Origin of the sequence: Enterobacter sp. CM29, assembly GCF_013179605.1 — a bacterium.
Classification (GTDB): domain Bacteria; phylum Pseudomonadota; class Gammaproteobacteria; order Enterobacterales; family Enterobacteriaceae; genus Enterobacter; species Enterobacter intestinihominis.
Genome location: NZ_JABMCU010000146.1, coordinates 1 through 11,278, shown reverse-complemented (window position 1 = coordinate 11,278; position 11,278 = coordinate 1). Strand labels below are relative to the sequence as shown.

Sequence of the window (11,278 nt, the reverse complement as noted above, 5' to 3'; positions counted from 1 at the left end):
GGGATGTTCATTCAGCGGCGGGGCCATATTTGAGCGTAAATTCGCGGAACTTCACCAGCGTCTCTTCGCTGACGTGGTGTTCCATACCTTCGGCATCCCGACGGGCAATTTCCGGGCTGACGCCCAGCACCAGTAAAAAATTCTCGACGATCTGATGGCGCTCGCGGCTCTCCTGCGCCAGCTTTTCGCCTTCAGCGGTGAGAAACACCCCGCGCCAGGGGATCATCTCGATCAGCCCGACCGACGCCAGACGTTTTAACATTTTGGCAACGGTTGGCTGCGACACCCCCAGGCGTGCGGCCATATCCACCTGGCGCGCTTCTCCAACTTCACGAATCAGATCGGAGATCAGTTCGACATAATCATCAATCAGCTCCCGGCGGTGCGCCTCACGCACCTGGCGGAAGCCTTCCACATGTTCTTCAACGTTCACCAGTTGCGTCGTTTTTTTTGTTGTTGGCTTACCTGCGCGACGGTTCATTGTGCTTCCTCAATGGGTTGACGCTTCCAGCGCCCTGTAACGGAGCGCACATTGTAAACCATAGCTCTACAAGCACAAAAAATTAACGAATTAGCCATAGCTATACAATATAGCCTGTGCTATATCTGTATGTAATGCAGTCACCCTTCACGGATCGAAGGGATCATGAATCAGGAGGTCTTATGAATGAATTCAAGAGGTGTATGAACGTGTTTACCCACTCTCCTTTTAAAGTGCGTCTAATGCTGTTGAACATGCTGTGCGATATGTTTAACGCCAAACCGCATCAGGACGACAAATCTTCTCACTAAGCGGCGTCGCGGCACGCCGCTTCATTTTCCTGTCACACTTTCGTTGTAAACTCGCTTTTTCCTGATTATTTTTGCGGATTTGCAGCCCCCTTCGCAAAACATCTGTTTAGCAACTGTTGACCTTAATTCACGCTCGCACTATCTTCTTGCAGCCCTGCACAATTTGCGGCTCGCTGAAGCGGACCTCCATTCCCTTTCCACGCACTGTCCGGCAGGCTTTGACCCTTGACGCCAGGGTGAGCACATGGCGTTTTCGTGATAGTGATCTATGAACGTAACCCTGATTGATACACTTGTTACCCGCAGCCGGGCCCTAAGCCCGTGGACGGGATTTTATTTTTTGCAATCGCTGTTAATTAACTTTGCTCTTGGCTACCCCTTTAGCCTGCTTTATGCCGTCGGGTTCACCTGCATTCTTCACCTGCTATGGCGAAGCGCACCGCGCATGCAGAAAGTGCTTATCGGGATCTGTTCTCTGGTGGCTGCCGCCTATTTCCCGTTCGGCCAGGCCTATGGCGCGCCGAACTTTAATACCCTGCTGGCGCTCCACTCCACCAATATGGAAGAGTCTACAGAGATCCTGACGATCTTCCCGTGGTACAACTACGTGGTTGGCCTTTTCATTTTTGCTCTCGGCGTGATTGCGGTTCGCCGTAAGCAGGTCGGGAAAAAAACATGGGGTAAAATTGAAAGCCTGTGCCTGGCCTTTAGCGTAGTGACGTTTTTTGTTGCGCCGGTACAAAATCTGGCCTGGGGCGGCGTGTTTAAGCTTAAAGATACCGGGTATCCGGTGTTTCGCTTCGTTAAAGACGTGGTAGTGAATAACGAGGAAGTGCTCGACGAGCAGGCGCGTATGGCCGAGCTTTCCACCATGAAAGATACCTGGAACGTGCTGGCGGTGAAACCGAAGTATCACACCTATGTGGTGGTGATCGGTGAAAGCGCGCGTCGCGATGCGCTCGGCGCGTTTGGCGGTCACTGGGATAACACGCCGTTTGCCAGCTCCGTCAACGGTACGCTGTTTACCGATTACGTGGCGGCCAGCGGTTCGACGCAGAAATCTCTCGGTCTGACGCTCAACCGTGTCGTGGATGGAAAACCGCAGTTTCAGGATAATTTTGTCACCCTGGCCAACCGGGCAGGTTTTCAGACGTGGTGGTTCTCCAACCAGGGGCAGATCGGCGAGTATGATACCGCCATTGCCAGCATCGCGAAGCGTGCCGACGAGGTACAGTTCCTGAAAAGCGGTGATTTCGAAGCCGATAAAAACACAAAAGATGAAGCGTTGCTAAAAATGACCGCGCAGGTCTTTGCCACTCAGCGCACCCAGCCGCAGCTGATCGTCCTGCACCTGATGGGGTCACACCCGCAGGCATGCGATCGTACCGGGGGAAAATATGCGGAGTTTGTGCAATCCAAAGAGACCTCGTGTTATCTGTACACCATGACGCAAACCGACGATCTGCTCAGCAAGCTGTACGCGCAGCTGCGCAACAGCGGCGATAGCTTCTCGATGGTCTATTTCTCTGACCACGGTCTGGCGTTTAAGGAGCGCGGTAAAGAAGTGCAGTATCTGGCTCACGATGATAAATTCCAGCAGAACTTCCAGGTACCGTTTATGGTGCTGTCGAGTGATGACAAAACGCATCGCATCATCAAAGCGCGCCGTTCCGCGAACGATTTCCTGAAATTCTTCTCACAGTGGACGGGGATTAAGGCGAAAGAGATAAAAAATGATTACCCGTTTATCTCCGGGAAGAAGGGCCCGCCAGTTTACATTACCAACTTCAGGTTACAGAAAGTTGACTATAACCATCTGGGGACGGATATTTTCGATATTAAGAGTAAGTGATCTCTGTCGTCTCGTGCAGGCTGATGCCCTCACTCTGGCCCTCTCCCACGTGGAGAGGGTACAAACAAAAAAAATCCGCCACATTGGGCGGATTTTTTACTGGCTCACCGAAGTGATTAGAAGCGGTAACCTACGCCCGCGATCCAGGTGCCAACGTCAACGTTGCGGATACGGCTCTGCTCATAGGAGAAGTCCAGAGCAACGTTTTCGATTGGGTTGAACTGCATACCTGCGCCATAGGAGAAACCGTAGTCGCTGTTGCTTGCAGTACGGTTCAGACCCTGGTTTTCGGTCTGCTGGAATTTACCGTAGCCAACACCTACAACACCGTAGATGCTTGCCCAGTCATTCAGGCGGTAAGCAGGACCCGCGGTGATGCCGTAGTACTGACCTTTATTGTAAGAGCCATTTTCAGTACGATCTTTCTCGGTGTAAGTGAAAGAACCGATCACACCCAGCGGGTTGTTGTCTTGCTCGTAACGGTACTTCAGGTTGAAACCGTTGGTTTTGTTCATCACGCCCTGCATATCGCTCTGAGCGTAACCACCAGTTACAGTTGAAGTTGCCGCTACAGCGGTACCTGCGGAAACAGCCAGAACAGCTGCCAGTGCTGAAAGACATGCAATTTTTTTCATAACCACCTCAAATGTGCTTCAAGTAAGTCCGTAAGTTTTAAATATATCAAAAAAATCTGTGAAACTCTTTGTCATTCACGATGTCTAATGCGACCTTTCCTGTAACAGAACATTTCCAGCACCAGCTATCTCGTTCAAATAACTCCAGATTTTCACCTGTAAATGCTAATAGTGCGCGTCATCGCCATTTAGTTCATCCAGATTATTCCTAATCTTTCAGGCGATAAAATCAGCAACGTTTTCTCATTTTACGGATTTTCCCTGGATTTTTTTCAACAGTAGCTCAACCGTTGCAGGTTATTTCCATTACACTGCGACTTTTACCTCTTTTGACAAAAATTGACAGGAGAAAGGATGCCAGGTTTACCTCGTAAATCGTCGGTCTGGATGCCGGTGGCAGTCATACTTATCGCGATGATGTCCATACAAAGCGGCGCGTCGCTGGCAAAATCGCTGTTTCCGCTGATTGGTGCGCCCGGCGTCACGGCGCTGCGTATCGCATTAGGCACCCTGATCCTCGTGGTTGTCTTTAAACCCTGGCGGCTACGGTTTAAAAAGGAGCAGCGACTGCCTCTGCTTTTTTATGGGCTGGCGCTGGGAGGGATGAACTACATGTTCTACCTCTCTATTCAGACTATCCCGCTGGGGATCGCGGTCGCGCTTGAATTTACCGGCCCGCTGGCGGTTGCCCTCTTTTCTTCTCGTCGCCCGGTAGACTTTATCTGGGTCATACTGGCCGTGCTGGGGCTATGGTTCCTGCTGCCGCTCGGCCAAAGCGTTTCACAAATCGATTTGACAGGGGCCGCTCTGGCGCTGGGCGCAGGGGCGTGCTGGGCGGTGTATATTCTCACTGGTCAGCGTGCGGGCGAAGAGCACGGCCCCGCGACGGTCGCCTTAGGCTCGCTGATTGCCGCGGTTATCTTTGTCCCGATCGGCATGGCACAAGCAACGGACTCAATATGGCAGTGGTCAATCCTGCCGGTTGGGCTGGCGGTCGCCATTCTTTCCACGGCGCTGCCCTACTCTCTGGAGATGATCGCCCTGACGCGTCTGCCTACGCGTATTTTTGGTACGCTCATGAGCATGGAGCCCGCGCTGGCTGCCATCTCTGGAATGATGTTCCTCGGCGAAACCCTGACACTGGTGCAGACGCTGGCGCTCTGTTCCATTATCGCGGCGTCAATGGGCTCTACATTGACCATGCGCCAGGAACCAAAAGTACATAAGATTGACCTCAACTAGCCCTTAAATTCTGCATGGCTTACCGGCCATGCAGAATATAGGCCTCGTCAGCCCTTCAAATAATTTCTTACAAACTCTCTTATATTGCCAAAATATTTCACCTGCCCGCCTTGTCACTTAACGAATTAAGATTGATCTGCATCAATTTATATAAAAAACTTTAAAATCATTAAGTTAAAACTTCAACCATCCTTTCGCTATTAAACCGATAGGCAGCGCCAAACCGCAGAGAAAAAATCCGGTGCTATACTTAATCCCGTAATTACCTGGGACACAAACATCAAGAGGATATGAGATTATGAGTACCGCTAAACTGGTGAAAACGAAAGCGTCTAATCTGCTTTATACCCGTAACGATGTATCGGATAGCGATAAAAAAGCGACCATTGAGCTGCTGAATCGCCAGGTGGTCCAGTTCATCGATCTTTCGCTGATCACCAAACAGGCCCACTGGAATATGCGCGGTGCAAACTTTATTGCCGTTCATGAAATGCTGGATGGCTTCCGCACAGCACTGGTGACTCATCTGGATACCATGGCCGAACGCGCCGTACAGCTGGGCGGTGTGGCTCTGGGTACCACGCAGGTGATCAACAGCAAAACGCCACTGAAAAGCTATCCGCTGGATATCCATACCGTTCAGGATCACCTGAAAGAGCTGGCGGACCGTTATGCGATTGTCGCGAACGATGTTCGTAAAGCGATTGGCGAAGCAAAAGATGAAGACACCGCTGATATCTTCACTGCCGCGTCACGCGACCTGGATCAGTTCCTGTGGTTCATTGAGTCAAACATCGAATAATCCCTGCGGATTGTCTGAATAACCCTCGCCCCTGGCGGGGGTTTTGCACATTTATGGTGCACACTTTTGTCCGCAACGGCCGCAAAAGTGAATGAAATGTAATAATCACCTCACACAACCGTTAACGGAAGATTGTTTTTTCGTCAGATTCTGCGCTAAATATCCCCCTGTCAGAAGACCTTAACGAAGCGCACCAAAACGGTGCTCCATTCTGGTGCAACCTGACAGAATTGCCACGCTTTTTGTGCAATGCGTGACATTATCCCCTTTGCAAAACAACAGCTTGTAAAACTGGCACGATTTTTTCATTGTGCCTGAGGTTCTCGCAGGGGATCGCCCCGTGGATATAAAAGGAAATGCTATGAAGTCTGTATTAAAAGTTTCACTGGCTGCACTTACCCTGGCGTTTGCGGTGTCCTCGCAGGCTGCCGACAAACTGGTTGTGGCGACTGACACGGCGTTCGTACCGTTTGAATTCAAACAGGGTGATAAATACGTTGGTTTTGACGTTGATCTGTGGGCCGCTGTCGCAAAAGAACTCAAACTGGATTACACCCTGAAGCCAATGGATTTCAGCGGCATTATCCCGGCACTGCAAACCAAAAACGTTGACCTGGCGCTGGCGGGCATCACCATTACCGAAGAACGTAAAAAAGCTATCGATTTCTCTGATGGCTACTACAAAAGCGGCCTGCTGGTGATGGTGAAAGCGGATAACAACGACGTGAAAAGCGTGAAAGATCTCGACGGTAAAGTGGTCGCCGTGAAGAGCGGCACCGGTTCCGTTGATTACGCGAAAGCCAATATCAAAACCAAAGACCTGCGTCAGTTCCCGAACATCGACAACGCTTACATGGAACTGGGCACCAACCGCGCAGACGCGGTGCTGCACGACACGCCTAACATCCTTTACTTCATCAAAACCGCCGGTAACGGCAAGTTCAAAGCGGTAGGTGATTCCCTGGAAGCTCAGCAGTACGGTATTGCGTTCCCGAAAGGCAGCGACGACCTGCGTAATAAAGTTAACGGCGCGCTGAAAACCCTGAAAGAGAACGGCACCTATAACGAAATCTACAAAAAATGGTTCGGTACCGAGCCTAAATAATTTCACCTGACTTCAGGTTTGTAACGCCCGGTGGCGCTACCGCTTACCGGGCCTACGTTTTTCGTTTTTCACCACGGTATACAGGAATACATCATGCAGTTTGACTGGAGCGCCATCTGGCCTGCCATTCCTCTCTTGCTTGAAGGCGCTAAAATGACCTTGTGGATTTCGGTCCTCGGTCTGGTTGGCGGGTTAATTATCGGTCTGGTGGCCGGTTTCGCCCGCACCTACGGCGGCTGGATTGCAAACCACATCGCACTGGTTTTCATCGAAGTGATCCGTGGCACCCCCATTGTGGTGCAGGTCATGTTTATCTACTTCGCCCTGCCGATGGCCTTCAACGATCTGCGCATTGACCCGTTCAGCGCAGCTGTCGTCACCATTATGATTAACTCCGGCGCCTACATTGCGGAAATCACCCGCGGTGCGGTGCTGTCGATTCATAAAGGCTTCAGCGAAGCTGGCCTGGCGTTAGGTCTTTCCCGTCGCGAAACGATCCGTCACGTGATCCTGCCGCTGGCGCTGCGCCGCATGCTGCCGCCGCTGGGCAACCAGTGGATCATCAGCATTAAAGACACCTCGCTGTTTATTGTTATCGGCGTGGCCGAGCTGACCCGTCAGGGCCAGGAGATCATCGCGGGTAACTTCCGCGCCCTGGAAATCTGGAGTGCGGTCGCCGTTGTCTACCTGATTATCACGCTTGTCCTGAGCTTTGTTCTGCGTCGTCTTGAAAGAAGGATGAAAATCCTGTGATTGAATTTAAAAATGTTTCCAAGCACTTTGGTCCAACCCAGGTGCTGCACAATATCGATTTGAACATCAGGCAGGGTGAAGTGGTGGTGATCATCGGGCCGTCGGGTTCCGGAAAATCCACCCTGCTGCGCTGTATTAACAAGCTCGAGGAGATCACCAGCGGCGATTTGATCGTCGATGGTCTGAAGGTGAACGATCCGAAAGTGGACGAGCGCCTGATCCGCCAGGAAGCGGGCATGGTGTTCCAGCAGTTCTACCTGTTCCCGCACCTGACGGCGCTGGAAAACGTGATGTTCGGTCCTTTGCGCGTGCGTGGGGCCAGCAAAGCGGCGGCAGAAACGCTGGCAAAAGATCTGCTGGCGAAAGTGGGTCTGGCGGAGCGTGCCCACCACTATCCTTCCGAGCTGTCCGGTGGCCAGCAGCAGCGCGTGGCCATTGCCCGTGCGCTGGCGGTGAAGCCAAAGATGATGCTGTTTGATGAGCCAACCTCCGCACTCGACCCGGAGCTGCGTCACGAGGTGCTGAAAGTGATGCAGGATCTGGCAGAAGAAGGCATGACGATGGTGATCGTTACCCACGAAATCGGCTTTGCCGAAAAAGTGGCGTCCCGTCTGATCTTCATTGATAAGGGCCGCATCGCGGAAGACGGTAATCCGCAGGCGCTGATTGCGAACCCACCTAGCCAGCGCCTCCAGGAGTTCCTGCAACACGTCTCCTGATAGCCATACACAGAGCCGGGCATGCCCGGCTTTTTTATGCCGGATTGTTCCCAAAAACTCCCCTCCGCTCCGCGCGCTCTATACTTATCATTTTGCACGATATTTTTGTCGGAGGACGCCGTGCCGTGGATCCTGTTGCTACTGTTTACCCTGTTTAGCGCGCCATCACTTGCTGTAACCATTCCCGGCGTCACCACCGGAGCCACCGCCACCCAGCAAAATGCGCCGCCAGAACCCGACGCTGAAAAGAAAAAAGCCGCTTACAGCGCACTTGCCGACGTGCTTGAGAACGACACGTCCCGGCAGGAGCTTATCGATCAGTTGAGGAAAGTGGCCGCCACACCGCCTCAGGATCCGGTTCCGACTATCGCGCCGCCGGAAGTCGAAGACGAAAAGACGGTACTGGAAAACGTCACCGATATCAGTCGCCGCTACGGGGAAGCCCTGTCGTCGCGTTTTGCCCAGCTCTATCGCAACCTTGTTGGCACCTCGCATAAGCCTTTTAATCCCCACACCTTTTCTGCAGCCGCGACCCAGTTTTCTATTCTGGCCGCCGCGGTATTCATTTTTTACTGGCTGTTGCGCCTGTCTGTCTGGCCGCTTTACCGGAAGATGGGCCACTGGGGACGTAAAAAGAATCAGCATAAAAGCAGCTGGCTGCATCTTCCGGCAATGATTACCGGGGCCTTTATCATCGATTTGCTGCTGCTGGCGCTGACGCTGTTTGTCGGCCAGATGCTGGCCGACCGTCTTAATACCGGGAACAAAACCATCGCCTTTCAGCAGGGGCTGTTCCTGAACGCCTTTGCCCTGATCGAGTTCTTTAAGGCGCTCCTGCGGTTAATATTCTGTCCGCGCGTGCCGGAACTTCGCCCGTTCGCCATTTCGGATCGGAGCGCCAAATACTGGGCGGTTCGGCTCAGCGTGCTGAGCGGGTTGATCGGCTATGGCCTGCTGGTCGCCGTCCCGATTATTTCCAACCAGGTTAACGTGCAGTTCGGGGCCCTGGCGAACGTGCTGATCATGCTCTGTATTACCGTCTGGGCGCTGTACCTCATCTTCCACAATAAAAAAGCGATCACCGACAGTCTGCTTCACCTGGCCGATCGCTCCCTCTCCTTTTTCAGCCTCTTTATACGCGCCTTTGCGCTGGTGTGGCACTGGCTGGCCAGCGCCTATTTTATTGTGCTGTGTTTCTTCTCGCTGTTCGATCCGGGCAACAGCCTGAAATTTATGATGGGGGCGACGTTCAAAAGCCTGGCGATTATCGGCATCGCGGCCTTTGTTTCTGGCCTGCTCTCCCGCTGGCTGTCGAAGACGATCACCCTGTCGCCGCAGGTTCAGCGTAATTACCCCGAGCTGCAAAAACGGGTAAATGGCTGGACATCGGTGTCGCTGAAGGTGGCGCGTATTTTGACGGTCTGCGTGGCAATTATGCTGCTGCTGAATGCGTGGGGACTGTTTGATTTCTGGAACTGGCTGCATAACGGCGCCGGGGAAAAGACCGTCGATATTCTTATTCGTATCGCGCTGATCCTGTTCTTCTCCGCCGTCGGCTGGACGCTGCTGGCAAGCCTTATCGAAAACCGTCTGGTGTCGGATGTCCACGGCAGGCCGCTGCCGAGCGCCCGCGCCCGCACGCTGCTGACGCTGTTCCGCAACGCGCTGGCGGTGATCATTAGCACCATTACCATCATGATTGTGTTGTCGGAAATCGGCGTAAATATCGCCCCACTGCTGGCGGGTGCCGGTGCCCTGGGACTGGCGATCTCCTTTGGTTCGCAGACGCTGGTGAAGGATATTATCACCGGCATTTTTATCCAGTTTGAGAACGGGATGAACACCGGGGATCTTGTGACCATTGGACCGCTCACCGGCACGGTGGAGAGGATGTCCATTCGCTCCGTCGGCGTACGTCAGGATACCGGGGCGTACCACATTATTCCGTGGTCATCGATCACCACCTTTGCCAACTTTGTGCGCGGCATTGGTTCGGTGGTGGCGAATTATGATGTCGATCGTCACGAAGATGCAGATAAGGCGAAACAGGCGCTGCGGGATGCGGTGAGCGAACTGATGGAGATGGAGGATATTCGCGGGCTGGTAATTGGTGAGCCGTCGTTTGCGGGCATCGTCGGGCTGACGAACACTGCCTTTACCCTGCGCGTGTCGTTCACCACCCAGCCGCTGAAACAGTGGACGGTGCGCTTTGCTCTCGACAGCATGGTGAAAAAACACTTCGATCTGGCGAACGTGAGAGCGCCGGTGCAGACGTATCAGGTATTGTCGCCGCCCGCTTCGCCGCTCCCTCCGCAGGAGCCGACGCTGTAACCGAGCCGGGTGGCGGCTTCGCCTTACCCGGCCAACGATGGGGTGCTATTTGCGACGTTTGTTATCGTCCATAAAGGACCAGGCAATAAAGCGGCTCTGCTTCTGACCCTGCGCCATCTCTTTTTTGACCACCTTCACCGCGCCGGCTTCGGTCAGCGCGCTGTAAAGCGGCGGCAGGTTATCGCCACGAGAGACCAGCGTGGTAAACCATTTCACCTGACGACCGAAGCCTTTACTCTCGGCAATCATGCGCAGAATAAAGGCTACTTCCCCGCCCTCGCACCACAGCTCCTGCTGCTGGCCGCCAAAGTTCAGCGCGCCATCTTCGGCCTGGCCCAGGTTACGCCGCTTGCGTTCACTTCCCGCACGCGCGGAGGCGGCGGAGTCGTGGAATGGCGGGTTGCACAGGGTGGCATCATATTGTTCGTTCTTATGAATAATGCCGGTGAAAATTGCAGCGGCATCCTTCTGACGACGCAGACGTATGGCCCGGCTTAACCCCGGGTTAGCGTTGATAATGGCCTGCGCGCTGGCGAAGGCCTCATCACCGATCTCGCTGCCGGTAAATCGCCACTGGTACTCATGTGCGCCTATCAGGGGGTAGATCAGGTTCGCGCCCGTACCGATATCAAGGACGGTAGCCTGTTTCGGCACTACGCCATCGTGGTCATCCGCCAGCAGATCGGCAAGATGATGGACGTAATCCGCACGGCCCGGGACCGGCGGGCAGAGAAAGCCATCAGGGATGTCCCAGTGCGTCACACCATAAAAATGGGCCAGCAGCGCTTTGTTCAGCGTTTTAACCGCCAGCGGATCGGCAAAGTTTACCGACGGTTCACCGGCTGGTGTCTGAACGATAAAACCCTGCAATTCAGGGCAGCTCAGACACAGGGCTTTCATATCGTAGCGGCTACGGTGGCGGTTACGCGGGTGCAATCCCGGCTTGTGGGAAGTCATGGCATTCTCCTTTAAACAGCCGCGTAAGATACCCTGTGACGGCGCGGGGGTAAATATCTGTCTGAGTCGCACAAAAAAACGACAAAAATC

11 protein-coding genes are annotated in these 11,278 nt (G+C 53.5%); 8 read left to right on the top strand and 3 right to left on the bottom strand.

The window, feature by feature from the left end:
- Window positions 1-7: 7 nt before the first annotated feature.
- Window positions 8-481, bottom strand: a complete 474-nt coding sequence (mntR, locus tag HP459_RS16595; protein ID WP_022647526.1) for a manganese-binding transcriptional regulator MntR — start codon at window positions 479-481, stop codon at window positions 8-10.
- A 182-nt stretch (window positions 482-663) separates the two neighbouring features.
- Here mntR and mntS point away from each other — a divergent pair, with 182 nt between their 5' ends.
- Together mntS and HP459_RS16585 are read left to right on the top strand one after the other, a co-directional pair.
- On the top strand, window positions 664-792 hold the full coding sequence (mntS, locus tag HP459_RS16590; protein WP_022647525.1) for a manganase accumulation protein MntS: 129 nt from the start codon (window positions 664-666) through the stop codon (window positions 790-792).
- 268 nt (window positions 793-1,060) lie between these two features.
- A complete protein-coding gene (locus HP459_RS16585) occupies window positions 1,061-2,644 on the top strand; it encodes a phosphoethanolamine transferase (RefSeq protein ID WP_022647524.1) in 1,584 nt (527 codons plus the stop codon).
- 116 nt (window positions 2,645-2,760) lie between these two features.
- On the opposite strand, the gene ompX is transcribed toward HP459_RS16585, so the two are convergent.
- On the bottom strand, window positions 2,761-3,279 hold the full coding sequence (gene ompX / locus HP459_RS16580; protein WP_003858450.1) for an outer membrane protein OmpX: 519 nt from the start codon (window positions 3,277-3,279) through the stop codon (window positions 2,761-2,763).
- A 354-nt stretch (window positions 3,280-3,633) separates the two neighbouring features.
- On the opposite strand from ompX, the gene rhtA reads away from it, so the two are divergent.
- From rhtA to ybiO, 6 genes are all read left to right on the top strand, one after another.
- Window positions 3,634-4,521 (top strand): threonine/homoserine exporter RhtA, encoded by an 888-nt coding sequence (gene rhtA, locus HP459_RS16575; RefSeq protein WP_022647523.1) that lies wholly within the window; start codon window positions 3,634-3,636, stop codon window positions 4,519-4,521.
- Window positions 4,522-4,819: 298 nt separating this feature from the next.
- On the top strand, window positions 4,820-5,323 hold the full coding sequence (gene dps / locus HP459_RS16570) for a DNA starvation/stationary phase protection protein Dps (protein WP_000100801.1): 504 nt from the start codon (window positions 4,820-4,822) through the stop codon (window positions 5,321-5,323).
- 361 nt (window positions 5,324-5,684) lie between these two features.
- The gene (gene glnH / locus HP459_RS16565; RefSeq protein WP_003858455.1) at window positions 5,685-6,428 is read left to right on the top strand and encodes a glutamine ABC transporter substrate-binding protein GlnH; all 744 of its coding nucleotides are present in this window, start codon (window positions 5,685-5,687) and stop codon (window positions 6,426-6,428) included.
- A 93-nt stretch (window positions 6,429-6,521) separates the two neighbouring features.
- Window positions 6,522-7,181, top strand: coding sequence for a glutamine ABC transporter permease GlnP (gene glnP / locus HP459_RS16560; RefSeq protein ID WP_010428919.1), 660 nt, complete (start codon window positions 6,522-6,524; stop codon window positions 7,179-7,181).
- The gene (gene glnQ / locus HP459_RS16555) at window positions 7,178-7,900 is read left to right on the top strand and encodes a glutamine ABC transporter ATP-binding protein GlnQ (RefSeq protein WP_022647522.1); all 723 of its coding nucleotides are present in this window, start codon (window positions 7,178-7,180) and stop codon (window positions 7,898-7,900) included. The genes glnP and glnQ overlap by 4 nt, the downstream gene beginning before the upstream one ends.
- 120 nt (window positions 7,901-8,020) lie before the next feature.
- Complete coding sequence (ybiO, locus tag HP459_RS16550; protein ID WP_022647521.1) at window positions 8,021-10,231, top strand: mechanosensitive channel protein; 2,211 nt, start codon at window positions 8,021-8,023, stop codon at window positions 10,229-10,231.
- A 45-nt stretch (window positions 10,232-10,276) separates the two neighbouring features.
- On the opposite strand, the gene rlmF is transcribed toward ybiO, so the two are convergent.
- A complete protein-coding gene (gene rlmF / locus HP459_RS16545; protein ID WP_171936506.1) occupies window positions 10,277-11,188 on the bottom strand; it encodes a 23S rRNA (adenine(1618)-N(6))-methyltransferase RlmF in 912 nt (303 codons plus the stop codon).
- Window positions 11,189-11,278 lie beyond the last annotated feature (90 nt).

Bases quoted from the DNA above. Each gene is read 5' to 3' on its own strand.
- mntR (WP_022647526.1), bottom strand. From the start codon at position 481: ATGAACCGTCGCGCAGGTAAGCCAACAACAAAAAAAACGACGCAACTG.
- mntS (WP_022647525.1), top strand. From the start codon at position 664: ATGAATGAATTCAAGAGGTGTATGAACGTGTTTACCCACTCTCCTTTT.
- HP459_RS16585 (WP_022647524.1), top strand. From the start codon at position 1,061: ATGAACGTAACCCTGATTGATACACTTGTTACCCGCAGCCGGGCCCTA.
- ompX (WP_003858450.1), bottom strand. From the start codon at position 3,279: ATGAAAAAAATTGCATGTCTTTCAGCACTGGCAGCTGTTCTGGCTGTT.
- rhtA (WP_022647523.1), top strand. From the start codon at position 3,634: ATGCCAGGTTTACCTCGTAAATCGTCGGTCTGGATGCCGGTGGCAGTC.
- dps (WP_000100801.1), top strand. From the start codon at position 4,820: ATGAGTACCGCTAAACTGGTGAAAACGAAAGCGTCTAATCTGCTTTAT.
- glnH (WP_003858455.1), top strand. From the start codon at position 5,685: ATGAAGTCTGTATTAAAAGTTTCACTGGCTGCACTTACCCTGGCGTTT.
- glnP (WP_010428919.1), top strand. From the start codon at position 6,522: ATGCAGTTTGACTGGAGCGCCATCTGGCCTGCCATTCCTCTCTTGCTT.
- rlmF (WP_171936506.1), bottom strand. From the start codon at position 11,188: ATGACTTCCCACAAGCCGGGATTGCACCCGCGTAACCGCCACCGTAGC.